Source organism: Terrihabitans rhizophilus (assembly GCF_033898525.1).
Taxonomy (GTDB): Bacteria; Pseudomonadota; Alphaproteobacteria; order Rhizobiales; family Methylopilaceae; genus Flaviflagellibacter; species Flaviflagellibacter rhizophilus.
This window is the reverse complement of sequence record NZ_JAXAFJ010000001.1, coordinates 23,969-49,524: the sequence shown is the minus strand read 5'-3', so window position 1 is coordinate 49,524 and position 25,556 is coordinate 23,969. Positions and strand designations below refer to the sequence as shown.

Annotated in this window: 19 protein-coding genes and 1 tRNA gene; 12 read left to right on the top strand and 8 right to left on the bottom strand. The window is 65.1% G+C overall.

Features of this window, described 5'->3' with window-relative positions; all coding sequences use genetic code 11:
* Nucleotides 1-57: 57 nt before the first annotated feature.
* From yidC to rpmH, 3 genes are read right to left on the bottom strand one after another with little or no spacing between them, the layout of a single operon-like run.
* Entirely contained in the window at nt 58-1,866 is a 1,809-nt protein-coding gene (yidC, locus tag SCD90_RS00225; RefSeq protein WP_319842604.1) for a membrane protein insertase YidC, read from the bottom strand.
* The gene (gene rnpA / locus SCD90_RS00220) at nt 1,850-2,302 is read right to left on the bottom strand and encodes a ribonuclease P protein component (protein WP_319842603.1); all 453 of its coding nucleotides are present in this window, start codon (nt 2,300-2,302) and stop codon (nt 1,850-1,852) included. Before rnpA ends, yidC begins: the two co-directional genes overlap by 17 nt.
* 7 nt (nt 2,303-2,309) lie before the next feature.
* The gene (gene rpmH / locus SCD90_RS00215) at nt 2,310-2,444 is read right to left on the bottom strand and encodes a 50S ribosomal protein L34 (protein WP_319842602.1); all 135 of its coding nucleotides are present in this window, start codon (nt 2,442-2,444) and stop codon (nt 2,310-2,312) included.
* Nucleotides 2,445-2,684: 240 nt separating this feature from the next.
* Here rpmH and SCD90_RS00210 point away from each other — a divergent pair, with 240 nt between their 5' ends.
* The 11 genes from SCD90_RS00210 (at nt 2,685) to SCD90_RS00160 (ending at nt 15,997) form a co-directional block, all read left to right on the top strand.
* Entirely contained in the window at nt 2,685-4,139 is a 1,455-nt protein-coding gene (locus SCD90_RS00210; protein ID WP_319842601.1) for a HAMP domain-containing sensor histidine kinase, read from the top strand.
* Between the two features lie 95 nt (nt 4,140-4,234).
* Nucleotides 4,235-4,311: transfer RNA gene (locus tag SCD90_RS00205), tRNA-Arg, on the top strand.
* Nucleotides 4,312-4,564: 253 nt separating this feature from the next.
* Nucleotides 4,565-4,849: a hypothetical protein gene (locus SCD90_RS00200; protein ID WP_319842600.1), complete on the top strand. Its 285-nt coding sequence runs from the start codon at nt 4,565-4,567 to the stop codon at nt 4,847-4,849.
* A 241-nt stretch (nt 4,850-5,090) separates the two neighbouring features.
* Nucleotides 5,091-6,941 (top strand): ABC transporter ATP-binding protein, encoded by a 1,851-nt coding sequence (locus tag SCD90_RS00195; protein WP_319842599.1) that lies wholly within the window; start codon nt 5,091-5,093, stop codon nt 6,939-6,941.
* 262 nt (nt 6,942-7,203) lie between these two features.
* Nucleotides 7,204-9,117 carry a 1-deoxy-D-xylulose-5-phosphate synthase gene (dxs, locus tag SCD90_RS00190; protein WP_319842598.1) on the top strand — a complete coding sequence of 638 codons (1,914 nt, stop codon included), beginning with the start codon at nt 7,204-7,206 and terminating at the stop codon, nt 9,115-9,117.
* 46 nt (nt 9,118-9,163) lie between these two features.
* Nucleotides 9,164-10,339, top strand: coding sequence for a glycosyltransferase (locus SCD90_RS00185; protein ID WP_319842597.1), 1,176 nt, complete (start codon nt 9,164-9,166; stop codon nt 10,337-10,339).
* Entirely contained in the window at nt 10,336-11,199 is an 864-nt protein-coding gene (gene hpnC, locus SCD90_RS00180; RefSeq protein WP_319842596.1) for a squalene synthase HpnC, read from the top strand. The genes SCD90_RS00185 and hpnC overlap by 4 nt, the downstream gene beginning before the upstream one ends.
* Nucleotides 11,196-12,029, top strand: coding sequence for a presqualene diphosphate synthase HpnD (gene hpnD / locus SCD90_RS00175; protein WP_319842595.1), 834 nt, complete (start codon nt 11,196-11,198; stop codon nt 12,027-12,029). Before hpnC ends, hpnD begins: the two co-directional genes overlap by 4 nt.
* 2 nt (nt 12,030-12,031) lie before the next feature.
* A complete protein-coding gene (gene hpnE, locus SCD90_RS00170) occupies nt 12,032-13,303 on the top strand; it encodes a hydroxysqualene dehydroxylase HpnE (RefSeq protein ID WP_319842594.1) in 1,272 nt (423 codons plus the stop codon).
* 11 nt (nt 13,304-13,314) lie between these two features.
* Nucleotides 13,315-15,297: a squalene--hopene cyclase gene (gene shc / locus SCD90_RS00165; protein WP_319842593.1), complete on the top strand. Its 1,983-nt coding sequence runs from the start codon at nt 13,315-13,317 to the stop codon at nt 15,295-15,297.
* Nucleotides 15,298-15,313: 16 nt separating this feature from the next.
* A complete protein-coding gene (locus SCD90_RS00160) occupies nt 15,314-15,997 on the top strand; it encodes a phosphorylase (protein ID WP_319842592.1) in 684 nt (227 codons plus the stop codon).
* Nucleotides 15,998-16,062: 65 nt separating this feature from the next.
* Here the strand turns inward: SCD90_RS00160 and hpnH are convergent, their stop codons facing one another.
* From hpnH to SCD90_RS00140, 4 genes are all read right to left on the bottom strand, one after another.
* Nucleotides 16,063-17,295 carry an adenosyl-hopene transferase HpnH gene (hpnH, locus tag SCD90_RS00155; RefSeq protein WP_319842591.1) on the bottom strand — a complete coding sequence of 411 codons (1,233 nt, stop codon included), beginning with the start codon at nt 17,293-17,295 and terminating at the stop codon, nt 16,063-16,065.
* A 416-nt stretch (nt 17,296-17,711) separates the two neighbouring features.
* On the bottom strand, nt 17,712-18,161 hold the full coding sequence (locus SCD90_RS00150; protein WP_319842590.1) for a DUF2141 domain-containing protein: 450 nt from the start codon (nt 18,159-18,161) through the stop codon (nt 17,712-17,714).
* A 54-nt stretch (nt 18,162-18,215) separates the two neighbouring features.
* The gene (locus tag SCD90_RS00145; protein ID WP_319842589.1) at nt 18,216-19,232 is read right to left on the bottom strand and encodes an NAD-dependent epimerase/dehydratase family protein; all 1,017 of its coding nucleotides are present in this window, start codon (nt 19,230-19,232) and stop codon (nt 18,216-18,218) included.
* Nucleotides 19,233-19,271: 39 nt separating this feature from the next.
* Entirely contained in the window at nt 19,272-21,926 is a 2,655-nt protein-coding gene (locus SCD90_RS00140) for an MMPL family transporter (RefSeq protein WP_319842588.1), read from the bottom strand.
* Between the two features lie 154 nt (nt 21,927-22,080).
* Here SCD90_RS00140 and SCD90_RS00135 point away from each other — a divergent pair, with 154 nt between their 5' ends.
* Nucleotides 22,081-23,013 carry a polyprenyl synthetase family protein gene (locus SCD90_RS00135; RefSeq protein WP_425265617.1) on the top strand — a complete coding sequence of 311 codons (933 nt, stop codon included), beginning with the start codon at nt 22,081-22,083 and terminating at the stop codon, nt 23,011-23,013.
* 36 nt (nt 23,014-23,049) lie between these two features.
* Here SCD90_RS00135 and SCD90_RS00130 read toward each other — a convergent pair whose 3' ends face one another.
* Complete coding sequence (locus SCD90_RS00130) at nt 23,050-25,530, bottom strand: glycogen/starch/alpha-glucan phosphorylase (protein ID WP_425265616.1); 2,481 nt, start codon at nt 25,528-25,530, stop codon at nt 23,050-23,052.
* Nucleotides 25,531-25,556 lie beyond the last annotated feature (26 nt).

Below are 25,556 nucleotides of genomic sequence, written 5' to 3'. Positions count from 1 at the left end.
TGTGTAACGGCAGAAGCCGCAACGGAAAAGGCCGCCCGAGGGCGGCCTTTTGGCATTCTAGGTTCCGGGCTTCGGCTTTCGCTGGAACAGGCCCTTTATGTTGTCGAACAGTTCGATCTTCACGCCTTGCCGCCTCATGATCGTGGCCTGCTGCAGAACGGACAGCGTGTTGTTCCAGGACCAGTAGATCACGAGGCCCGCCGGGAAGGAGGACAGCAGGAAGGTGAAGAACACCGGCATCCAGGTGAACAGCATGGCCTGGGTGGGATCCGGCGGCAGCGGGTTCAGCCGCATCTGCACGAACATGGTGATGCCCATGATGATCGGCCAAACGCCCAGCATCAGGAAGTGGCCCACGACCGGCACGGCACCCGGGTCGTAGGGCAGGAGCCCGAACAGGTTGAAGATGGTGGTCGGGTCGGGCGCCGAGAGATCGCGGATCCAGCCGAAGAAGGGCGCATGCCGCATCTCGATGGTGATGAAGATCACCTTGTAGAGCGCGAAGAACACCGGGATCTGGATCAGGATCGGCAGGCACCCGGCCGCCGGATTGATCTTCTGCGCCTTGTACAGCTCCATCATGGCCTTCTGCTGCGCGGCCTTGTCGTCCTTGTACCGTTCCCGCAGCGCCACCAGTTCGGGCTGCACCAGCTTCATCTTGGACATGGACGCGTAGGACTTGCTGGCCAGCGGGTAGAACACCGCCTTCACGAGCACCGTCACGATTAGGATCGCCACGCCGAAATTGCCGACGAGGTGATAGAAGAAGTCGATGACCCAGAACATCGGCTTGGTCAGGAAGTAGAACCAGCCCCAGTCGATCATCAGGTCGAAATTGGGAATGCTGAGGTTCTCGCCATAGGCGTTGATGATCCGCGTTTCCTTGGCGCCTGCGAACAGGCGGCCCTGCACCTCGGAGGTGGCGCCGGGCTCCACCGTGCGGGCGCCCAGCAGGTAGTCGCCCTGATAGGTCGGCACCTCGCCCTTGGTGGCGGCGAAACGGCCGGTATAGGGCTCGTTCTGCGGCGGGACGATCGCGGTCGCCCAGTATTTGTCGGTGATGCCGAGCCAGCCGCGATTGGGCGAGAACTGGATCGCGCCTTCCTCGTCGAGCTTGTCGTACTTGATCTCCTGCAGGCCATCGTCGCCGAGGAAGCCCAGCATGCCTTCGTGCAGGATGTAGTAGCCGGCAACCTTCGGCCTGCCATGGCGCGAGACGAGCGCGTAGGGGTGCAGCGTCACGGCAGCCGAGCCGGTGTTCTCCACGCGGTCGGTGACGGTGAACATATACTCCGGATCGACAGCGATGGTGCGGCGGAAGACCAGGCCGGCGCCATTGTCCCATCTCAGGGTGATCGGCGTCTCCGCCGTCAGCGTGCCGGCGCCTTCCTGCGTCCAGGGCGTCTGCGGTCCGGGAAGGGCCGCCTGCGTGCCCTGTCCCGCCACCCAGCCGTGCTCGGCATAGAAGGGCTGCGGTCCGCCGGGCGGCGTCAGCAGCACGATGTTGGGGCTGTTGGGCTCCACCGTCTCCCGGTAGTCCTTCAACTGCACGTCGTCGATGCGTCCGCCGATGAGGCTGATCGAACCGCTCAGATGCGCGGTGTCGAGAGGGATGCGTGCGCCGGACGCGACGGCCTGCTCGCGCGTGGCGCCGGGATTGGCGACGACGGGAGGTGGTGTGCTGACGCCCGCCTGCGGTGCGGGAGCCGCGCCGGCGGCCGGCGTTTCCGTTCCGCGCTCGATGCGCTGCTGCTCGGCGACCAGCTGCTCCTTCTCACGCTGCGCCCCGCCATAGAAATATTCCCATATGCCGAGCACGGCTATGGACATGGCGATGGCGATGATGAGGTTACGGTGTTCCGACATCGTCGGCCCTTTCGCGGTCAAGCGGCGGTTCGGTGCGGCCGCTCGTCGGCGCCTTTTCGGCGCGCGAACGCGGCCCCGGCGCAGCATGGATGCGCCGCAGGGTGTATTTCAGGTCCGTGATGATCTGGTCGAAAGGCGCTTCCAGCATCGGCGAGCGGGCGACCACGACGTAGTCATGGCCGCGACGGGCGTGCTCCGAAGCCACGCGACGCAGGGCTTCGCGCAAGCGCCGGCGCATTCGGTTGCGCTCCACGGCGCCACCCGTCTTCCGCGTGACGGTCATGCCGAAGCGCGGCTGCCCTTCCGGGTCACCGGAGCGGGCAAGAGATTGAAGGGTGAGAAGACTGCTGTGCGCACGCGCCCCGGCCGCCACTGCAAGGAATTCTCGCCGCCGGGTAAGCCTGCCCGGACCCGTTTCCGGAGAAGGGTCCGGCATCACCTGGTCAGGCCGACAGGCGCTTCCGTCCCTGGGCGCGGCGTGCCGCGATCACCTTGCGGCCGCCAGGGGTGGCCATGCGCGCGCGGAAGCCGTGGCGGCGCTTGCGCACCAGCTTGCTCGGCTGATAGGTCCTTTTCACGGGTCTTCCTCCGTCGCGGTCGTGCCGCGGGGGTTTGGGCCCTAGGCCCACGGTTGTCCAAAGGTGAAGGGGCGGCCACTCGCGCGGCCGCCGGCTGGGGCGGCTTATAAGGACAGACGCCCGCAGAAGTCAACGTGGAGGCAGTGAACCGCACGAAGGTTTGACCTTGCACCTTGGCCTCACCATCTTGAGGGCGGCGGGTGAGGGGCACGGCCTCTTCGCGCCGCCGCGGTAACGATCATGGAACAGCACCAGTCCGGCCCGCGAGAGGTGCGCCACGGCCTCTCGGGCAAGCTGCTCACCCTGACGATTCTATTCGTCATGGTTGCGGTGGTGCTCGTCTATGTGCCCTCCGTCGCGAATTTCTACGAACGCTGGCTGAATGACCGCATCGGCCGGGCGCACTCTGTCGCTCTCGTCCTCGATGCGGCCCCCCAGGGCATGGTGCCTGAGGCCCTGGCGCGGCGGCTGCTGCAAAGCGTTGATGCACGCCTGATCGTTCTCCAGACCGGTGAGGTGCGCAGCCTGCTTGCGTCCTCCGACGTGCCGCCGCAGATTTCGAGGGTGATCGATCTTCGTGAGCCGCTTGGTCTCGAGGCGTTCAGGGGGGCGTTCGGGGTTCTGTTCGGCAGCGGCGCCGGCACGATGCGCGTTCTCGGCACCGCTCCGATGGGCGGGCAGTTCGTGGAGGTGCTGATCGACGAGGCGCCCCTCCGCCGCGCCATGTTCACCTTTTCCCGCAACGTCCTGCTGGTTTCGCTGCTCATCTCCGCCATCACGGGCGTGCTCGTCTACCTTTCGCTCGACCGGCTGATCGTGCGGCCCGTACGGCGTCTGGTCGATCACATGATCGCGTTCCGGGGCGACAGCGGCGATGCGGCCCGGATCATCGTTCCCACGGATCGGCGCGACGAGATCGGCCTTGCCGAGCGGGAACTGGCCGCGATGGAAATCGAGCTGCATGGGCAGCTGCAAAGCCGCGCCCGGCTGGCGGCCCTTGGGCTCGCCGTGTCCAAGATCAACCATGACCTTCGGAACCTGCTTGCAGCCGCGCAACTGGCGTCGGAGCGCCTTGCCACGAGTTCTGATCCCTCCGTGCGGCGTCTTTCCGACAAGCTGGTCTCGACCCTTGAGCGGGCGGTCGAATATTGCCGTTCCACGCTCGCCTATGGCGCCGCGCGGGAGGAGCCGCCCGAACGCCGCCCGGTGGACCTGAAGGCCGTGTTCGGTGATGTCAGGGATGCGCTCGGAGCCGATGAGGATGCGGAAGTCAGCTGGACGGAATCCATCGAGCCTGGACTCGAAGTGGATGCCGACCCGGATCAGTTGTTCCGAGTGCTTCTCAACCTCTGCCGGAACGCTCGTCAGGCACTGAAGCGCCAGGGCCATGGCGACGCGCAGCGCGACCAGATCCGAATCGTCGGCCGCCGCGAGGGCGCGACCGTGGTCATCGAGGTGTCCGACACCGGCCCCGGCGTGCCGGCCAGGGCCCGCGACCACCTCTTCGCAGCCTTCCAGGGGTCCACGACGCCCGGCGGAACAGGGCTGGGCCTCGCCATCGCCGCCGAACTTGTCAACGCTCATGGCGGGAGCATTCGCCTTGTGGACGGCACATTGGGCGCGACCTTCCGCATCACCATCCCCGACCAGCCCATCGATCTTGCCGCACGGGCACGTGACCGGGCGCGTGCATGAAAAAGCGATGACACAAGGCAACGACGGGCTTGCCAATCAGGGGCCAACCCTCTAAGTCACCGCTCGTCGCGGCGGCCAAGCGCCCCACGACATGCGCGCCCGTAGCTCAGCTGGATAGAGCATCAGACTACGAATCTGAGGGTCAGAGGTTCGAATCCTTTCGGGCGCGCCATTTCCCCTCCAGAGGATTGCAAGGGTTTTCACTGCAGCGGCGTTCCGGCGTCGTTCGACCCCGTTCAGTGGCGACCTCATTCCCTCCGGCAGAGAGCTTTATTCTCCTGATGATCTGACACCGCGCTTGTTCGCGATGTTTCGTGCCGCTCGCCGGCTGGCGCATCCACTGCATACCACGCATTGGAAATGGAATATTCGGCGAGAGCGCACGTTCGCTTCAGTTGGGGGAGCTTCCCGATTGGAGAACTTCAATGAGGAATATCGCTCTTACGATCGCTGCTTCGGCGCTTTTCGCGTCCTCGGCCTTCGCTGCCGAAGTCGTCGTCAAGCCTGAGGGTGGCACGAAGTCGGAGAATGCCAATACCATCGGCGTGCAGTCCTCACAGGTGACCGGCAATGGCGCTGCCGTGTCCGAGCAGGCGAAATCGGGCACGCGCGGCGCAACGGTGAGTTCTCAGGCCAGCGGCGGCAAAGCTGGCGGCAGCGGTGGTCAGGCTAGCGGCAACGGAAACGGCAAAGGCGGCGGCAAGAACTAGTCCTGCCTATTCAATGGAGTAGCAGGCAAGCTTGCCAGCCTTCGGAAACCCCGCCCAGAGCGGGGTTTCTTTTTGCGCCCAGCGTCCGGGAAGTATCGGCTGGGCATGAGATCGTGGGCATGACGAAGCGGCCGCTGTAATCCCAGGGTCTCTTGACGGCTGATCGGAGCCCGCAGGGTTCGCACACCCGGCGGCGGATGTGCTATGTGCGCGGCTGAACGCACCTGACGGGACACCCATTTTGAGCATCGTTCGCTGGGTTGGCCTCCTCAACAGCCGCATCGGCTTTCTGGGAGACGAATCCGCCCTTCTGATCCGGCGGCTGTTCCGCGACAACTTCCGCCGCTACTGGCGCCAGTATGCCGTCGCGTTCGGCTTCATGGCGTTTGTCGCCGGCACCACGGCGGCCATGGCCTGGTTCATGCGCGACATGGTCAACCAGGTTTTCGCGGGCAACGATATCGGGACGCTGCTGGCCTATTCCAGCTTCGTGATCCTGCTCAGCGTCGGCAAGGGCTTCGCCACCTATGGCCAGGACGTGGCGATGAGCCGCGTCGGCAACCGCATCGTGGCCGATCTTCAGCGGCGGCTGTACCGCCATGTTCTGGGCTTCAGCACCGATTTCTTCACCCGCACCCCGTCGAGCGACCTCATTGCCCGCGTGTCGGGTGGCGCGGAGGCGGTGCGCAATGTGCTGAACACCATCGTCGTCAGCGTGGGCCGGGATTTCCTGACGCTCATCGGGCTGCTGACGGTGATGATCGTGCAGGCGCCGCTGCTGTCGTTCGTGGCCCTTGTCATTGCCCCCCTCGCGTTCTGGGGCGTCATCAAGCTGGTGAAGCGCATCCGCACCCTTGCCGCCAGCGAGTTCCGCTTCGGCGTCCGCATCGTGCAATTGCTGCAGGAGACTGTGCACGGCGCCCGGATCATCAAGTCCTACAATCTTGGCCCCTACATGGAAGGCCAGATGGACGAGGCCGTGCTCGCCCTGGAGACGCGCAACAACAAGATGGCGAGCCTGCAGGCGCGCTCCAGCCCCCTCATGGAAGCGCTCGGCGGCATCGCCATCGCTCTTGTGCTGCTCTATTCCGGCTGGAGTGCCATGAACGGGGGGCAGTCGCCCGGCGTCTTCATGTCGTTCCTCACCGCCATGCTGTTGGCCTACGAGCCTGCAAAGAGGCTTGTGCGCCTACGCCTGAACATCGAGGCCTCGATGATCGGCGTCCGGCTCATGTATGAGGTGCTCGACGAGCCGCATCCTCCGAGCGAAACCCTCGGCACCGGCCGCCTGGAACACATATCCTCCGGCGTCGTCTTCCGTGATGTCGGCTTCCACTATCGCCGCGACGTGCCGGTGCTGCGGGGGCTGAACATGGAGGTCCCGAAGCACGCCAAGATTGCGCTGGTCGGCCCTTCCGGAGGCGGCAAGTCCACCATCCTGTCTCTGGTGCAGCGCTTCTACGATGTGAGTGAGGGCGCCATCCTCATCGACGGGCGGGATATTCGCGAGCTTTCGGTGCGCGATCTGCGGGCCCAGATCGCCTTCGTCAGCCAGGACACCTATCTGTTCGGCGGAACCCTCCGCGACAACATCCGTGTGGGCCGCATGGATGCGTCAGATGACGAGGTGGAGCGGGCGGCACGGGATGCCTTCGCGCATGAGTTCATCATGGAACTCGACCACGGCTACGACACCAATGTGGGCGAGAACGGCGTCCAGCTCTCGGGTGGACAGCGCCAGCGTGTCGCCATCGCACGCGCCCTGCTGAAGGCGGCACCCATTCTGCTGCTCGACGAAGCGACATCCGCGCTGGACAGCGAAACGGAGGCCAAGGTGCAGGCCGCCTTTGATCGCCTGATGAAGGGGCGCACGACGATCGTCATCGCGCACCGGCTTTCCACCATCGTCAACGCCGACCGCATCTTCGTGATCTCGGCTGGCACCGTGCTTGAGGAAGGCTCCCATCGCCAGCTTCTGGCAAGGAACGGCCTCTATGCGCGGCTGCACAATCACCAGTTCGCAGCTCAGGATGACGACTCCGGTTCGGCCTTCGTCTCGGAGGAGCGGGCATCGCGGCTGGTCGCCCACTGAAGCATCGACCGCATCCGGGGTACGCCACCTTTGATTGCAGGGCTTCTAAAGGCAGGGCGGCCTTGCTATAGGAGCCGCGACCTTTGCCGGCTCGCCGCCGCTACCCAATCTGTTGCGCGCAGGCCACCTTGTTTAGAATGAATGGCGTCCGTACGGCGTTACGCGTCGAAAAACGCGCGGAACGCATTATTCTGTCATCCTGGTCACGCTGCGGCGGAAGGTCCTGAACCAGGGCATAGGCTCTGTCTGCGAAAGAAAACACATGGTGCATTCCACGCCGCTTCTCGACACGATCCACACGCCGCACGACCTCCGCAAGCTTTCTGAAGACAAGCTGCGTCAGGTGGCCGATGAACTGCGCGCGGAAACGATCGATGCGGTGTCGGTTACCGGCGGCCATCTCGGCGCCGGCCTTGGCGTCGTGGAACTGACGGTCGCCCTTCATTATGTCTTCGACACCCCGCGCGATCGCCTGATCTGGGATGTCGGCCACCAGACCTATCCGCACAAGATCCTGACTGGCCGGCGCGACCGCATCCGCACCCTTCGCCAGCCGGGCGGACTTTCCGGCTTCACCAAGCGATCCGAGAGCGAGTACGACCCCTTCGGCGCGGCCCATTGCTCCACTTCGATTTCGGCCGGCCTCGGAATGGCCGTGGCGCGTGATCTCGCGGGCGACAACAACAACGTCATAGCCGTGATCGGCGACGGCTCGATGTCTGCCGGAATGGCGTTCGAGGCGCTGAACAATGCCGGCGCCATCGGCTCGCGCCTCATCGTCATCCTGAACGACAACGAGATGTCCATCGCCCCGCCTGTGGGTGCGATGTCGGCCTATCTGTCCCGCCTGATCTCCGGCAAGACCTACCGCACCATTCGCGAGACGGCGAAGCAGCTTTCCAAGAGCCTCCCGCATTTCGTGCAGGAGAAAGTCGGCCAGGCCGAGGAATATGCCCGCGGCTTCCTGACCGGCGGCACCATGTTCGAGGAACTCGGCTTCTATTATGTGGGCCCCATCGACGGGCATGACCTGAACCACCTGCTGCCGGTGCTGGAGAATGTCCGGGACGCGCAGGAAGGCCCCGTGCTGATCCACGTCGTGACGCAGAAGGGCAAGGGCTACGCGCCCGCCGAGGCGTCCGACGACAAGTATCACGGCGTGGTGCAGTTCGACGTGCTGACGGGCACGCAGAACAAGGCGAAGGCCAACTTTCCGAGCTACACCAAGGTGTTTGGCGACAGCCTCGCCAAGGAAGGCATCACGGACGACAAGATCGTCGCTATCACGGCCGCCATGCCGGACGGCACGGGTGTCGGCATCTTCGAGAAGAGCTTCCCGGACCGCACCTTCGACGTCGGCATCGCCGAGCAGCATGCGGTGACGTTTGCGGCAGGCCTTGCGACCGAGGGCTACAAGCCGTTCTGCGCGATCTATTCCACCTTCCTGCAGCGCGGCTACGACCAGCTGGTCCACGACGTCGCCCTGCAGAAGCTTCCGGTGCGCTTTGCCATCGATCGCGCCGGCTATGTCGGCGCCGACGGTGCGACCCATGCCGGCGCGTTCGACACGGCATTCCTTTGCTGCCTGCCCGACATGGTGGTGATGGCACCGGCCGACGAAGCCGAACTCGTGCACACGGTCGCCACCGCTGTTGCCTATGATGATGGCCCGATTGCCTTCCGCTACCCGCGTGGCGAGGGCGTTGGCGTCGAGATGCCGCAGAAGGGCATTCCGATCCCGATCGGCAAGGGCCGCATGATGCGCGAGGGCACGCAGATCGCGCTGCTCTCCTTCGGAACGCGCCTGCAGGAAGCCCTCAAGGCTGCCGAGGAACTCGAGGCCAAGGGACTGTCGACCAGCGTGGCCGATGCTCGCTTCGCCAAGCCGCTCGACGAGGAGATGATCCTGCGCCTCGCCCGCACCCACGAAGTGCTGATCACGGTGGAGGAGGGCTCCGTCGGCGGCTTCGGCAGCATGGTCCTTCAGCTGCTGTCTGACCGCGGCATGCTCGACGACGGCCTGAAGGTCCGCTCCCTTGTGCTGGCCGATGAGTACACCGACCACAACAAGCCGGATCGCATGTATGCGGATGCCGGGCTCGACGCCCGCGGCATTGTTGCCAAGGTGTTCGAGGTGTTGCAGAAAACGCCGCGCGCGGTGAAGGACAGGGCCTGAACGGCCGCAGCGGCTACGCGCACGCTGAGCTCAGGGACCCTTTGCTGTGATCCTCGCCACTCTCGCCATCGCCAGTGCAGCGATCTGGACCTACCTGATCGCTGCGCGCGGAGATTTCTGGCGCGCGGCTGAGCGGGACACCCGCTTCGCACCGGATGGCATGCCGGCGCCGGCTGTGTGGCCGAGCGTCACGGCTGTGGTTCCGGCCCGCAACGAGGCGGATGTTATCGCTCAGAGCATCGGATCGCTGCTCGGGCAAACCTATCCCGGTCCGTTCCGCGTCGTGCTGGTCGATGACGGCAGTGACGACGGCACCGGCGAGATCGCTGCCGACACCGCGTGGCGGATGGGACGGGCTGGCCAGCTTGCCGTGATCAGGGGCGCCGAACTGCCCTCCGGTTGGACGGGCAAACTCTACGCCATGAGCCAGGGCTTTCGCTCGGCGCTCGCCACCGGCGAGGCGGATTACGTGCTCTTCACGGATGCTGACATCGGCTACAGCGATCCCGGTGCCGTCGAGCGCCTGGTGCGTGGCGCCGAGACGCGGGGCACCGTGCTGACTTCGCTGATGGTCAAGCTGCGCTGCGACAGCTTCGCCGAGAAGCTGCTGATCCCGGCCTTCATCTTCTTCTTTCAGAAGCTCTACCCGTTCCGCTGGGTCAACATGCCCTGCAGCAAGGTCGCGGCAGCGGCAGGCGGCTGCATGCTCATCCGTGCGGACGCCCTTGTCCGCGCCGGTGGCGTCGAGGCGATCCGCGGCTCGCTGATCGACGATTGCGCCATGGGAGCGCTCATGAAGTCCCAGGGGCCGGTTTTCCTTGGCCTGACGGAGGCGGTGGAGAGCATTCGCCCCTACGACGATTTCGGGCACATCCGCCGGATGGTGTCGCGATCCGCCTATGCAGAGCTGGATTACTCACCGCTGAAGCTGCTCGGCGCGGTGCTGGGCATGATCGTCACCTATGTCACACCGCCCGCGCTGGCACTTCTGGCGCCCGGTTGGCCGGGCTTCGTGGGCGCGGCTGTCTGGGCCGCAATGGCGATCTCGTTCCAGCCGGTCCTGAAGCTTTACGGGCGCTCGCCGGCATGGGGCGTGGCGCTGCCTTTCATCGCCCTTCTGTATCTCGGCTTCACCATGGATTCCGCAGTCCAGCATTGGCGCGGCAAGGGTGGCGCCTGGAAGGGCCGCTATCAGGCGGCGGCAGGCGGGACAGGCGCATGATCTCCGCGACAGAGACACGTTCCGGCAAGGGCCACACCGACGAGAACTTCCCCGTCGCCTCGCGCCTCATCCAGAAACAGTACCGCGCACCCATTCTTGCCTTCTACGACTTCGTGCGGGCTGCGGACGACGTGGCGGACCACGCCACGCTGACGCCGGATGAGAAGGTCGCGACTCTCGACGCGCTCGATACGGCGTTGACGGGGCAGGGGCCCACCGATCCCGAGGCCGAGCCTTTGCGGCGCCGGCTTGCGGAGCGGGAGCTTTCTCCCCGGCACGCGCGCGATCTGCTGGACGCCTTCCGGCTGGACGCGCGCAAGAACCGCTATGCCGACCTCGATGAGTTGATGGACTATTGCGCGCTGTCCGCGATGCCGGTCGGCCGCTTCGTGCTGGACGTCCACGGCGAGGATCCCCAGCGCACCTGGGCGGCCTCTGACGCCATCTGCGCGGCGCTCCAGATCATCAACCACCTGCAGGATTGCGGGAAGGACTTCCGCGCGCTGGACCGCGTCTACCTGCCGGCCGATGTCATGGCCCGCCATGGCGCGGTGATCGAGGATCTCGGCGCCGAAAGAGCCAGCCCTGCACTGCGCGCCGTGATCGCGGATCTCGCACGGACCTGCGAAAACCTGCTGGAGGAGGGGCGCCCGCTGCTCCACAGCATTCGAAACACGCGTCTTGCGCTGGAAATCGCCGCGATCCATCGCCTCGCACTGGTTCTCGCAAAGGGCCTGCAGCACCGTGACCCGCTCAGCGAGAAAGTGCATTTCAGCAAGGTCGGCTTCGCGGCAACGACACTGGCGTCGGCCGCGGCCATGCTGCTGCGGCGCGGCTTCTCCGCCCGGGGCACGGCATGAGCGTGGAGGCCGTCGCCGCACCGCCGCCCGCGACCGGCAGTTCGTTCTATGCCGCGATGCGCATCCTGCCGCGCGAGCGCCGCGAGGCCATGTTCGCCGTCTATGGCTTCTGCCGGGCGGTGGACGACATCGCGGACGAAGGCGGCACGGACGAGGAGAAGCGAGCCGGGCTGGCCCTTTGGCGTCGTGACATCGACGCGCTCTATGCCGGCGCACCGGCAGGACAAGCAGCGTTCCTGCAGGAGGCAGTTACACGCTACCGCCTGCGACGTGATGACTTCATCGCCGTCATCGACGGGATGGAGATGGATGTCGGCGAGCCGATCATTGCTCCCGAGTGGACGGTTCTGGACCTTTACGTGGACCGTGTGGCGTGCGCAGTGGGCCGCCTGTCCTCGCCATGCTTTGGACTGAACCACAAGACCGGCGATGCCTTATCGCACCACCTGGGGCGCGCGCTTCAGCTGACCAATATCTTGCGCGACGTCGACGAGGACGCCGAGATCGGCCGGCTCTACCTTCCGCGCGAAGAACTGGAAAAAAACGGAATTGATGCGCATATAGCGGATCCGGCCGCCATCCTGGCTCAGCCCGGTCTGGATGCCGCGTGCCGCGCCGTTGCTGCGCGTGCCGAGGACCATTTCCGGCAGGCCGATCTGATCATGGACGGTGCCCCTCGTGCGGCGGTGAAAGCCCCCCGCCTGATGAGCGCCGCCTATCGCGATGTCCATGCGCGGCTGCTGGCCCAGGGCTGGCAGGCGCCGCGCACGCGCGTGGGGGTCCGCAAGCTGCGGCTCCTGGGCGCGTTTCTACGATACGGAGTGTTCTAGGCATGCCGGGAACGGTTCACATTGTCGGTGCGGGTTTGGGCGGACTGTCGGCGGCTGTCGATCTGGTCGATGCCGGCTACAGCGTGCGCTTCTACGAGGCGGCCAAGGCGGCCGGCGGCCGCTGCCGCTCCTTCGTGGACACCGTGCTCGGCATCACCGTGGACAATGGCAGCCATCTTCTGCTCTCCGGCAACCATGCAGCCGTCAGCTACCTCAAGCGCATCGACGGCCTGAAGGAGATGACGCAGGCACCGGCCGAGATCCCGTTTGCCGATCTGCGCAGCGGCGAGCGCTGGACGCTGCGTCCCAATGCCAGCCGCGTGCCGTGGTGGGTGTTCAACGCCAATCGCCGCGTGCCGAATACCGGGCCTCTCGACTACCTTGCTCCCCTCGGCCTTCTGCGCGCCGCCAGACAGCAGGGCAAGACGGTCGGCGAGGTGATGGATTGCAATTCCTCGCTCTACGAGCGGCTGTGGCGGCCCGTGATGCTGGCGGCCCTGAACGTGGAGCCAAGCGAAGCCGACGCCAAGATGGCGATCACGCTGTTCCGCGAGACCTTCGGCGGCGGCGGCGCGGCGTGCCGTCCGCTCATCGCGCATAAGGGCATGTCCTCTGCCTATATCGATCCCGCGATCGCCTATCTGACGAAGCGCGGCGGCACCTTCAGCTATGGACGCACCCTGCGCGCCATCGAGTATGAGGGCGAGCGCGCCACGGCGCTCGATTTCGGTGAGGAACGGGTGGAGATCGCCGCGGGCGACCTCGTCCTGCTGGCCGCGCCGCCCGTGGTGGCGAAGGCCTATGTGCCCGGGCTCGTGACGCCGGAGAAGTTCCGCGCCATCGTCAACCTGCACTTCAAGATCGCGCCGCCCGCCGGTCATCCGATGTATCTCGGGCTCGTCAACAGCCTCTCCGAATGGCTGTTCGCCTACGAGAATCACCTGTCCGTCACCATCAGCTCCGCCGACGAGCTGATGAACCATCCGCGCGAGGAACTGGCGCAGAAGGTGTGGAAGGAAATCTCGCAGGTCACCGGCCTGCCGTCGGACCTGCCGCCGTGGCAGATCAACCGCGAGCGGCGCGCTACTTTCGCAGCCATTCCGAGCGAGGCTGTGAAGCGTCCTGGCGCGAAGACCCGCTACGACAACCTGTTCCTCGCGGGCGACTGGACGGCCACCGGCCTGCCGGCTTGCATGGAAGGAGCGGTGCGTTCAGGCTTTGCTGCGGCAAAGGCCATCATGGAGAACGGAACACAGGCCCGGCAGGCGGCCTGAGGAGAGAGACGTTGAACGATTTGTCACCGTTGCGGCAGGACGAAGCTATCCCTCTGGAGGCGCTGGAGGGGAGCATCGCATCCGCCACGGAAGGATTGCTCGCGCACCGCAAGGATGGCGGCCATTTCTGCTTCGAGCTCGAGGCGGATGCGACGATCCCGGCTGAATATGTGCTGATGCGCCACTTCCGGGCCGAGCCGGTCGATGCCGAGCTGGAGCGCAAGATCGGCGTCTATCTGCGCCGCATTCAGGGCGCGCATCACGGCTGGCCGCTGTTCCACAATGGCGAGTTCAACATCAGCGCCAGCGTGAAGGCCTATTTCGCGCTGAAGATGATCGGCGACGACATCGATGCGCCCCACATGGTCGCTGCGCGCGAGGCGATCCTGGCCTATGGCGGCGCCGCCAAGGCGAACGTTTTCACCAAGATCCTGCTTGCGCTGTATGGCCAGGTGCCATGGCGCGCCGTGCCGACCATGCCGGTCGAGATCATGCTGCTGCCGAAGTGGTTTCCGTTCCACCTCAGCAAGGTGTCGTATTGGGCGCGCACGGTCATCGTGCCGCTGCTCGTGCTGCAAACCCTCAAGCCGCTGGCCAAGAACCCGCTCGGCGTAAACATCCGCGAACTGTTCGTGGTGCCTCCGGAAGAGGTGAAGACCTGGCAGAACGGCGGCGAGCACCAGAGCCCGTTCTGGAAGCGCTTCTTTGGCGGTCTCGATGTGGCCCTGAAGATTGCGGAGCCGCATTTCCCGAAGAACAGCCAGGAAAAGGCCATCGCGAAGGCCGTCGAATTCGTGGACGAGCGCCTGAATGGCGAGGACGGCCTTGGCGCCATTTTCCCGGCCATGGTGAACGCGCTCGAGATGTATGACGTGCTGGGCGTTCCGGCGGATGATCCGCGCGTCGTCATTGCCCGGCACTCCATCGAGAAGCTGCTCGTCGTTAAGGAAGACGAGGCCTATTGCCAGCCCTGCCTGTCCCCCATCTGGGACACCGCGCTTGCGAGCCACGCCTTGCTGGAGGTCGGCAGCGAAGAAGCTGATCGTGCGGCGGAGGACGCTCTGAACTGGCTGACGCCGCACCAGGTGCTCGACGTGCAGGGCGATTGGGCGGAAGCGCGCCCCGATGTGCGCCCCGGCGGGTGGGCCTTCCAATACGCCAACGCGCATTATCCGGACCTCGACGACACCGCTGTCGTGGTGATGGGCATGGATCGCGCCAAGGCGCGCGCCACCGATCCGTCGAGGGTCCAGTTCGATCCCGCGATCGCCCGCGCCCGGGAATGGGTGGAGGGGCTGCAGAGCAAGGATGGCGGCTGGGGCGCCTTCGACGCCGACAACACGCACCACTACCTGAACCACATCCCCTTCGCCGATCACGGCGCGCTGCTGGATCCGCCGACGGCCGATGTGTCGGCGCGTTGCGTGTCCATGCTCGCGCAGCTCGGCGAGACGGTGGAGACCAGCACCTCGATGAAGCGGGGCGTCGACTACCTGCTCAAGGAACAGGAAGCCGATGGCTCCTGGTTCGGGCGCTGGGGCGTGAATTACGTCTATGGCACGTGGTCGGTGATGTGCGCGCTCAACGCCGCCGGACTGCCTCACGATTCTGAGCCGATGCGGCGCGCGGTGAACTGGCTGTTGAGCATCCAGAACCCCGATGGCGGCTGGGGCGAGGACTGCGACAGCTACAAGCTGGATTATCGCGGTTACGAGCCGGCTCCATCGGCTGCGTCCCAGACAGCATGGGCCGTGCTGGCCCTCCAGGCTGCCGGCGAGAACGACAGCCCCGCCGTGGCCCGAGGTGTGGCCTGGCTGGCACAGAACCAGCGAGATGATGGCCTGTGGCCGGAAGACACGTTTACAGGCGGAGGTTTTCCGCGTGTCTTCTACCTGCGCTATCACGGCTACGCTAAATTCTTCCCGCTTTGGGCGATGGCGCGCTACCGCAACCTGAAGAGGGGCAATAGCGGGCATGTCGCCTACGGTATGTGACGTGATCGGGGACCGGGTGGTAGCACAGCTGCCGCCGGTCCTTGTTGTGACCGGTGTTGCGCGCGAGGCGCGCATCGCCACCGGATCGTCGGTCGAGACGATCTGCAGCGGGGGGGCGCCGGCCCGGCTGCGCGAGATCTTGAGGGAACGGCCCGCGCCCGCCTGTCGGGCGGTCGTCAGCTTTGGCGTCGCCGGTGGCCTCGATCCCGATCTGAACCCGGGTGACATCGTGCTGGCCACCAAGGTAACCGCGGACGCCGCGGAATGGGTGGCCGACAGCAGCCTGCTCGCAACATTGCACAGGGCGCTGCAGGTGGATCCCCGGCTACGGGTCGTACAGGCACCGCTCGCGGGCGTCGATCTGGCGCTCGTGGATGCCTCCTCGAAGCGCGTTGCCTACGAGATGCATGGCGCGGCCGCGGTCGACATGGAATCGCACATCGCCGCCGAATACGCGGCCCGGCACGGTCTGCCCTTCGCGGCCATCCGCGTCGTGTGCGATCCGGCAACCCGGGGCCTGCCGCCGCTGGTGACGTCGGCGCTGAAGCCGGACGGTGCAATATCTCTCGCAGGGGTATTCGGCAGCCTTGCCCGCCAGCCCGGACAGATCGTCGATCTGATCCGGCTTAGCCGCGATGCTTCCCGCGCCTTCAAGTCGCTGGGATGCGTGCCGTTGAACTGGGCGCCGCTCTTCGCCTGATTGATCACCCTCCAAAAGAAAAAGCCCGGCACATGACCGGGCTTTTTTTATTCGCAACAGCAGGATCAGGCTGCGCTTGAGACCTTGTCCTGACCGCTGGCGCCAAGGCCGTTCGACGGTACGGAGGCGGGCTCCGGCGTGCGCAGAAGGTCCTGATGATCCTCGGTGTCCACGGTGGTGGACTTGTTGTTCTGGCGGATCTGGTCGAGCTGCGCCGCGACGTTGCGCGAGAACACATATTCGGCCGGGCGCTGATTGGTCAGCGGGATTTCCGGAGCCATCGGCCCGGTGGTCTTCACACCGAACATCGAGACCATGGCAGCCTTCCAGGGACGGCGGATGGTGTCGCGCACGGCAGAGGCTTCAAAGCCGGAATGGACCATGCAGTCAGCGCACTTCTCGTAATTGCCGACGCCGTAATTGTCCCAGTTCGTGTCTTCCATCAGCTCCTTGAAGGTCTTTGCGTAACCTTCGCCGAGCAGGTAGCAGGGCTTCTGCCAGCCGAACACGGTGCGCGTCGGGTTGCCCCAGGGCGTGCACTTGTAGTTCTGGTTGCCGGCCAGGAAGTCCAGGAACATCGTGGACTGGTTGAACTGCCAACCCTTGCCCTTGGCCTGGCTGAACACCTTTCTGAAGATGTTCTTGGTCGTCTGGCGGTTCAGGAAGTGCTTCTGGTCGGGCGCGCGCTCATAGGCATAGCCGGGCGACACGGTGATGCCGTCGACGCCCATTTCCGTCACCTGATCGAAGAACAGGGCGATCCGGTCGGGGTCGGCGTTCTGGAAGAAGGTGCAGTTGATGGTGACGCGGAAGCCGCGGCGCTTGGCTTCCTTCAGCGCAGAGACGGCCTTGTCGTAGATGCCGTTCCGGCACACGGAGCTGTCGTGCATCTCCTTGTCGCCGTCGAGATGGATGGACCAGGTGAAGTACGGGCTGGGCTCGTACTCATCCATCTTCTTCTCGAGCAGGATCGCGTTGGTGCAGACGATGGCGTACTTCTTCTTCGCCATGATGCCGCGCACGATCTGCGGAAGCTCCTTGTGGATCAGCGGCTCGCCGCCGGCGATGACGACGACGGGCGCACCGCATTCGTCCACTGCTTCCATCGCATCCTCGTAGGAGATGCGCTTGTTCAGGATGTCATCCGGATAGTCGATCTTGCCGCAACCGGCACAGGCCAGATTGCAGCGGAACAGGGGTTCCATCATCAGAACGAGCGGATAACGCTTTGCGCCCGACAGTTCCTTCTTGAGGACGTAGCTGCCGACGTCGATGATCTGCTTAACGGGGATGCCCACACACGGCTCCTTTGACGAACGCGCGCCAGCGCAACTTTTACCTGCTGGTTGGCGACCATGCCGAGCCAGCCCTAGACCGCAGACACACAGCAGAAGCCGGCGCCGATGCGGCATTTCGAACGGGAAGTCGTGACTGCCGGCTTCCAGTTCCAGATCACTTAGCCGAAGGGCTGAACGGAGGCCGGACCGCTCGATGAGCCGCCGCCGCCAGTCCAGCCACCGGAAAGTGGGGTGAGGCGGCATGACCCGCATCGGGCCGCCTCATGCCGACATCGAAGACCCGCTTAGAGACCACCAATGCTGGCTTAGAACGCAAAATAGTGCTGGTTTATCGCACGGAAAGCGCTGCGCCGTCGAGTCGCGGCAGCTCGCTCCCCAAATGCTGCCGGAAGTTGTTGCCCGGAAGCCGCGCATGATTATTGGGCGGATGCGGCCTTCTTGCCGCCGCCGAAGATCTTCAGCGTCAGGGGGATGCGGTTGGCGGCACCCTCATAGATGGGCATCTGTGCATCGCCAAAGGTGGGAACGAGCTTTTCCCACGCACCGTTGCTCAGGGCGATCGGTTCCTTGGGAATGCCGAGGAAGTTCTTGTCCGGCGAGCCGTTGTTGTTCAGGTCCTGGTAGCCGACAAAGGCATAGCTGCCGGTCGGTACGTCTTCGAACACGAATTGCTGGCTCGGCGCGATGGCCGGCTGGGACGCCGAGATGGGGCATCCCTCCTCGGCCAACCCGGTGTCACAGATCGCGACCTTCACGCTTCCCTGTCCAACGGCGATGCCGCTGATGTTGATCAAGACAGTCCCGGCAAGGGCAGGCGCGGATGCGGCCACGAAAAGGGCAGCCGCCAGAGCGATCGAGAGCTTCATGACTTTGTTCCCTGAGGCTTTGACGACGATCTAGCCAAAGTTTCTTGGCGAAAGCTAGGCGGAGCGTTCCCGAACGGTGGCTTTCCCGCCGTTGCGCTGGAGCAGCCATTCGATCTCGGTCCGCAGCGCCTCCTCGATAGGGCGGGGCTGATAACCCAGTTCCGTGCGCGCCTTCGAGCTGTCGAACGGTGCCGAGCGCAATGCGAGCAACACCCCTTCTCGAGTGGCGGCAGGGGTCTTGCCGGAAACCTTGCGCGAGAACCACTCGGAGACCACGCCTGCTGCCAGGGCTATGCCGGCCGGCACGGTGCGCTTGGGCATTGGTCGCCCGGACATCACTTCGAGCCGGCGCAGCAGATCGCGCAGGGCGACGTTCTCACCGCCCAGGATGTAGCGCTCGCCCGCGCGTCCCTTGTCGGCAGCCAGCATGATGCCGTCGGCAACATCGCGCACGTCCACGAAGTTCAGATTGCAGTCCAGGAACATCGGCGAGCCGCCGCTGAGGAACAGGTCCAGCATCATCGCCGGCGGCGTCATGTTCTCGTCGCCGTGGCCGATCGGGACGGTCGGGTTCACCACGACGAGATCGGCGCCGTCACGTGCATGCTGCAGGGCGATCTGCTCGCCGGCCAGCTTCGAGCGGGTGTAGGGGCCCGGCATGTCCGCCATGCTGGGCGGGTTCGTCTCGTTGACAGGCCGGGGCGTGCCTCCCGAGCGCGGGGGCAGCAGGATCGATTCCGTCGAGCAGTGCAGGATGCGCGGGGTGCCCGCCTTCACGGCCTCGCCAAGCACGATCTCCGTGCCACGCCGGTTTATGTCGTCGAAGCGGGAGATCGGCTCCGCGTAGAGATGGGCAATGCCGGCGATATGGTAGAGGCGCTCGACGCCTTCGAGCGCGGCCGCCGCCTCCCGGGCATCCAGGATCGACCCGGTGATGTAGTCGACGCCGGGCAGCCTCTGCGCTGGAGCCGCCACATCGAGCACGCGCACCGTGTCTCCGCGCGCGTGCAGACGTTCGACGAGATGCCGGCCTACGAAGCCGGCACCTCCCGTCACCAGAACCTTGGCCATCCTGTCACCCATCCGTGTTCGGACGTCAGATGCCCCTTTTCAGGCCTGCGCGCCAGCGTGGCGGCGGTGCTTCCACCGGTTGATCGCGATCAATGCGGCAGGGAGCACCACGAGGGAGACGATCACGACCAGCAGGATCGAGAGGCCCAGCAGCATGCCCATGCTGTAGAGGCCGCGATGATGCGAGACGATCAAGGTCGCGAAGGCGGCGACGGTGTTCAACTGCGCCACCAGCACGGCAAGCGAGGTGGAGGTGTCGAGCACGTCTGGGATTTCTCCCGTCTCCGTACGTTCGTGCTCCAGTTCGCGAGCGCGCACCACGATGTGGATGCTGCCGGCCACCCCCAGCCCGATCAGCAGGGGGATGACGATGACGTTCGCGAAGTTGAACGGCAGGTCCAGCAGGGCCGAGCAGGCGACCGTCCAGATGGAGGCGACGGCCAGCGGGGCCAGCACCAGCACCACATCGGAGACGCGGCGGCGAAGCGCGATGACGATCAGGCCAATCGCCAGCGTGGTGTAGAGGATCGCCTCTCCGAACGAGATGGTGATGGCCTCGCCGGCCTCATGCACGCTGATCGGAACACCGGACGCATCGGGCGCGACGCTCTGCACGGTCTGAGAGAAGGTCTCGAAGCCTTCCGGAGACGCGACATTGCCGGCAGGCTGCACCTGAAGCCGGAACTCACCGGCGTCGTTGATCCAGTCGCGCCGGACGTCCGGCGGCAGGTCGGTGACCGCCAGCGGCTTCAGGTCCGCCAGCCGCTCGCGCAGATTGGAGACGATCTGCGGCAGGGAGCCGATGAGGCCCTTCTGGAGATCGGCGAGCGCTGCCGCATCCGTTCCCCGCTTCTGCTCGAATTCGGCCAGACCGTCGCGGAAACTGGTCGCCGCCGCGCGAATGTCCGACCCTTCCGGAGCGCTGTCCACGATGCGGCTCGAGGCTTCACGGAGTTGCAGGAAGGCTGCCCTCAGTTCTGCCTCGTCGGGAGCCGGAGCGACCTGCGGGTTGAAGAAGGCCGGGCCAAGCGCGGACTTCGTCGCAGTGACGAGGGCGAGCTTGGGCTCCTGACCGGTCGGCAGGAAGTCCTCGGCCGTCATAACATGCGCGACGCCGGGCAAAGCGGCGAGCTTGCTGCGTTCCTGCCTTGCCGTCTCGACGTCCTTGGCAACGACATTGATGCTGTAGGGCGAGGTCTGCGGATTATCGGCGAGGCTGCGATAGGCGACGACCGGCTCTGCCCTCGGGTCCTGCAGGTTCAGCGGATTGGTGTCCACGCGGGCGAAGCTCGCCGCATAAAGCCCGGCCAAGGTCACCACGCCGGCAACGATGAGGATGCCCATGTGGTGCAGCCGGATCCAGTTGCCGATGCCGAACTCGGGCATCCGCTTCTTGGGGGTCTTCGGCGGCAGCAAGGCCATGAGCGCCGGCTGAAGCGTGAAGGTGGTGATGAATGCCACCACCATGCCGAGCGCCGAGATGATGCCGAATTCGGCGAGACCCGTGTAGGAGGTCGGCACGAAGGACAGGAAGGCCACGATGGCGCACAGCGTGCTGAGGCCGATCGCCGGACCTTCGCCGACCATGGCGTTGCCCATGGCCTTCTCGAAGGGCAGCCCCTTCTTGTGCTCCTCCATGAATCTCAGGCCGAGATGGGTGCCGAAGTCGACGCCGAGGCCGATGAACAGCACCATGAAGGCGATGGAGATGAGGTTCAGCCGTCCCACCACCAATGCGGCCAGACCCGTCGTCAGGATGCCGCCGAGCAGCAGCGTCACCATCAACACGAAGATCAGGCGACCGGAGCGCACGCCGAGCACAAGGCTGATGGCGACAAGGATGAGCGAGAGGACGGACGCGGTGCTGGCCCCTGCGAAGGCGTCGTGCAGTTCCTGACGGCGCAGCACGGGGTCGCCGGTGATCTGGACTTCGACTCCCTTGGCTTCCTCACCCTTGAGGCCTGCGATCTCCTCATGCAGCGCTTCGATGGCCGGGCCGCCGCGGTCCATGGAGGCATTGTCCAGCACAGGCTTCGTCAGCACGAAGCGGCGTGTTCCCGGGCGGCCCTCGGGCCGCTTGATGCCGAACACATCGACCCAGTTCGCCTGCTTGTCCTGATCACCCGATGCCCGGGCGGAAGCCGTGGTGCCCAACTCCCGGAAAAGCCGCGCCGCCTCGGCGCTGTCCGCCTGTCCCGATCCGCCCTGCGGATCGGCAATCATCTGGGCGAGGGACCTCAAGCTTGCATCGGCGGCGAAGAGCTGGAGCGGACCCGCTGCGTTCTCGATGGGCTGAAGGAGCCCGTTCAGTTGCTCTTCCGGAAGATAGAGGAGACCGTTCTGCGTGAAGAAGGGCTGCGTGCCGGGCTGGCGAACATCGCTGAACAGTTCCGGTCGGGCACGGAGCCTGACGGCAAGGTTTTGAGCAGCGCTGTCCGCGTCCGCCGGAGTGGCCGCGTCCACGATGGCGAGGATGGCCTCTTCCTTCGGGAAGGACTTGCGGTACTGCTCCTCGACCTGTCGGAAGCGCAGGCTGTTGGAGAGAACCCCGTCGGTGCTGGTGTTCACCGTCATGAACGTCGACGCATAGGCCGCGAGCGCTGTCAGAACCACCGATATGATCACGACGGTCCAACGGTGCCGGGTGCATATCTCGGCGCAACGCGTGAAAATGCGCTCGCTCGTCTTGTTCATTTGGGATACTCCGCCAGCGGCACAGGGATCGGCCTTACGGGGCTGCCAGGGTTTGACAGCGCACGGGTCCGGCCACGAGCCTTGCACTCGCGTGCCGTCCATGCTGCCCAAATGTGTCTAGCATTGGGCTTCTTCTCTAAGAAAGGCAGTACTGGTGAAACCTTCTGAGTTTTCGGCGTACCTGTCCGCCGCCGTTCGGGATGTCGATGCCGTCCTGATGGACCTGCTGGGAAGCGATGCCCTGGAAGGCGAGACCCTGCGTCCGGCACGCGTGGTCGAGAGCATGCGCTATGCGGCGCTGGCCGGCGGCAAGAGGCTGCGTCCGTTCCTGGTGGTGGAAAGCGCCCGGCTTTTCGGCGCATCGGGACAAGGTGTATTTCGCGCGGCTGCGGCCATGGAGTTCGTGCACTGCTACAGCCTCGTCCATGACGACCTGCCGGCCATGGACGATGACGAGTTGCGCCGCGGCCAGCCCACCACCCATCGCAAGTTCGACGAGGCCACCGCCATCCTCGCAGGCGACGCGCTGCTGACCTATGCCTTCGACGTGCTGGCGGACGAGCCCACTTCGGCAGACCCGGCGGTGCGCGTGGAACTGGTGAAGGTGCTGGCGCGCGCAGCGGGTCTGGGCGGTATGGTCGGGGGCCAGTTCCTCGATCTCGAGGCCGAGGGGCGGTTTGCCGACACCGGGCGGCCGCTCGATCTTACCGACACGGAAATCCTGCGCCTGCAGGCCATGAAAACGGGTGCCCTTCTGCTGGCGTCAGTGGAGATGGGCGCGATTCTGGGCGGTGCCGATGCAGGACAGCGCGCGGCGCTCGCCACCTATGGCCGCACGCTCGGTCAGGCTTTCCAGATTGCGGACGACCTGCTGGACGAGGAGGCCGATGCGGCTGTCGTCGGGAAGGCCACCGGCAAGGACGCCGCCAAGGGCAAGGGAACATTGGTGCGCCTGTGGGGCAAGGAAGCCGCACGGGCACGGTTGGCCCAACTGGTCAGCGAAGCCGACGCGGCCCTGGCCGGTTTCGGGGAGCGCGCAGAGGTTCTGCGCGCCGCCGCGCATTTCGTGGCCAATCGCGACCGTTGACGTGGCGGGTGCCCGCATCGCGGGCACCCATAGGCTTCAGAGGTCTACCGGGACGTTCCAGATCTCGCGCGCGTATTCCGCGATGGTTCTGTCCGAGGAGAACCACGCCATGTTCGCGATGTTGATGATCGCCGAGCGTGTCCACGGCTCGCCGCTGTTCCAGCAGGCATCCACCCGGCGCTGGGCCGCGTAATAGCTGTCGAAATCATCCGTCACCATGTAGCGGTCCGCACCGCGCAAGCCGTCGATCAACTGCACGAAGCGGCCCGGATCGTCCGGCGAGAAGCGGCCACCGGACACGGCGTTCAACACGCCCGCGAGCATGGGCGAGGCCGCGATGGCCTGTCCTGCAGTGATGCCGCGCTCGCGCCGGTAGCTGACTTCATCGGTGGTCAAGCCGAAGATGAAGATGTTGTCGTTGCCGACATTGTCGCGGATCTCGATATTGGCGCCGTCCAGGGTGCCGATGGTCAGGGCGCCATTGAGGGCCAGCTTCATGTTGCCGGTGCCGGACGCCTCCATGCCGGCCGTGGAGATCTGCTCGGACAGATCAGCCGCCGGGATGATGACCTCCGCGAGGCTGACATTGTAGTTCGGCAGGAACACCACCTTGAGCAGGTCTCGCACCGCGGGATCGTTGTTGACGACCTGGGCGATGTCGTTGGCGAGCTTGATGATGAACTTGGCGTTCACGTAGGAGGCAGCCGCCTTGCCCGCCATGATCTTGACCCTAGGCGTCCAGTCGGCATCGGGGTTGGCGCGGATTGCATCGTAGAGGGCAGCCGTCTCCAGCAAGTTCAGGAGCTGGCGCTTGTATTCGTGCATCCGCTTGATCTGCACGTCGAACAGGGCGGCCGGATCGACGCGGACACCCGTGCGCTCGGCGATGACCTTTGCGAGCGCCGTCTTGTTGGCGAGCTTGACCGCCCGGATCCGATCCTGGAGCGCACTGTCGCCTGCATGTGCGGCAAGCCGTTCGATGACTTCCGGATTGTCCACGACCTCGGCGCCGCAGACCTCTTTGAGGATCGCGGTCAATCCGGGGTTGGACTGGTGAAGCCAACGGCGGAAGGTGATGCCGTTGGTCTTGTTCTGGATACGGTCGGGATAGATGCGGTTCAGGTCGCGGAAGGTGGTCTTGCGCATCAGGTCGGTGTGGAGAGCCGACACGCCGTTGATGGCGTGCGAGCCCACGAAGGCCAGTTGCCCCATGCGAACCTTGCGGCCATCGCGCTCATCGATGATCGAGACGGAACGCAGAAGCTCGGGCTCCTCCGGGAAGGCCTTCTTCGCCGCTTCGAGATGCAGGTTGTTGATGAAGTAGATGATCTGCAGGTGACGGGGCAGCAACCGCTCGAACACGGCCAGCGGCCAGGTCTCAAGCGCTTCCGGAAGAAGCGTGTGGTTGGTGTAGGAGAATGTGGCGGATGTTATGGCCCATGCCTCGTTCCAGGGCAGGCCATGCTCGTCCAGCAGCAGCCTCATCATCTCGGCGATGGCCACGGCCGGGTGGGTGTCGTTGAGCTGGATGGCAGCGCGCTCCGGCAGCGAATGCAGGTCGCCATAGATGCGCCGGTGGCGGCTCAGCAGGTCCTGAAGCGAGGCAGAGACGAAGAAATATTCCTGCCGCAGGCGCAGTTCCTGCCCGGAAGGGGTTTCGTCGCTGGGGTAGAGGAACTTCGAGATCGCTTCGGCCCGCGCTTGGTCCGAGGAGGCGCCGGCGAAATCACCGCGGTTGAAAAGCTCCAGCCGCAGCGGGTCTACGGCGCGGGCCGACCACAGCCGCAGCGGATTGACGCTTCGCCCGCGCCACCCGACCATGGGGGTGTCGTAGGACACGGCATGGACCACCTCGCCGGGATGCCATGTGTAGCGGGTGATGCCGGCCGGCGTCACATAGGTCTCAACCGAGCCGCCGAAGCCAACATTGAAGACAACGTCGGTGCGCAGGAATTCCCAGGGCGTGCCGAATGACAGCCAATCTTCCGGATATTCCTCCTGCCAGCCGTCATAGATGACCTGCCGGAAGAGGCCGTGGTCGTAGCGGATGCCATATCCGTAGGCAGGGATGCCCAATGTGGCCATGCTTTCCATGAAGCAGGCGGCGAGGCGTCCTAGGCCGCCATTGCCAAGCGCCGCGTCCGGCTCTGCCGACCGCACGCGCTCGTAGTCCACGCCGAGGTCTTCCAACGCCGCCCGGAACACATCGAGGAGGCTCAGATTGGAGAGCACATCCGTCAATTGCCGGCCGATGAGGAATTCGAGCGAGAGATAGTAGACCCGCTTCTTCCCATCGGAGGCCGTGACCCGCTTTCCTTCGAGGAAGCGCAGGGTTGCCCGGTCACGGGCCGCCAGCGCGCAGGCCAGGAACCAGTCGTAATCCGTCGCGAATGCCGGGTCCTTGCCGACCGAAAGCGTCATCTTGCTGATGATCGCGCTCTTCGCCTCGCTCACCATGTCCTCGGTTGCGGCGTCGTGCTCGCTGACCTTCGAAGATTCGTGACGCTTTTCGAGCATGAGGCACCTGCGGGCTGGGACACTGG

Excerpts from the sequence above, each read along its gene's own strand:
- hpnE (WP_319842594.1), top strand. The coding sequence starts at position 12,032 with ATGCCGGGAACGGTTCACATTGTCGGTGCGGGTTTGGGCGGACTGTCG.
- SCD90_RS00150 (WP_319842590.1), bottom strand. The coding sequence starts at position 18,161 with ATGAAGCTCTCGATCGCTCTGGCGGCTGCCCTTTTCGTGGCCGCATCC.
- dxs (WP_319842598.1), top strand. The coding sequence starts at position 7,204 with ATGGTGCATTCCACGCCGCTTCTCGACACGATCCACACGCCGCACGAC.
- yidC (WP_319842604.1), bottom strand. The coding sequence starts at position 1,866 with ATGTCGGAACACCGTAACCTCATCATCGCCATCGCCATGTCCATAGCC.
- SCD90_RS00210 (WP_319842601.1), top strand. The coding sequence starts at position 2,685 with ATGGAACAGCACCAGTCCGGCCCGCGAGAGGTGCGCCACGGCCTCTCG.
- hpnD (WP_319842595.1), top strand. The coding sequence starts at position 11,196 with ATGAGCGTGGAGGCCGTCGCCGCACCGCCGCCCGCGACCGGCAGTTCG.
- rnpA (WP_319842603.1), bottom strand. The coding sequence starts at position 2,302 with ATGCCGGACCCTTCTCCGGAAACGGGTCCGGGCAGGCTTACCCGGCGG.
- SCD90_RS00145 (WP_319842589.1), bottom strand. The coding sequence starts at position 19,232 with ATGGCCAAGGTTCTGGTGACGGGAGGTGCCGGCTTCGTAGGCCGGCAT.
- SCD90_RS00200 (WP_319842600.1), top strand. The coding sequence starts at position 4,565 with ATGAGGAATATCGCTCTTACGATCGCTGCTTCGGCGCTTTTCGCGTCC.
- SCD90_RS00130 (WP_425265616.1), bottom strand. The coding sequence starts at position 25,530 with ATGCTCGAAAAGCGTCACGAATCTTCGAAGGTCAGCGAGCACGACGCC.
- hpnC (WP_319842596.1), top strand. The coding sequence starts at position 10,336 with ATGATCTCCGCGACAGAGACACGTTCCGGCAAGGGCCACACCGACGAG.
- SCD90_RS00140 (WP_319842588.1), bottom strand. The coding sequence starts at position 21,926 with ATGAACAAGACGAGCGAGCGCATTTTCACGCGTTGCGCCGAGATATGC.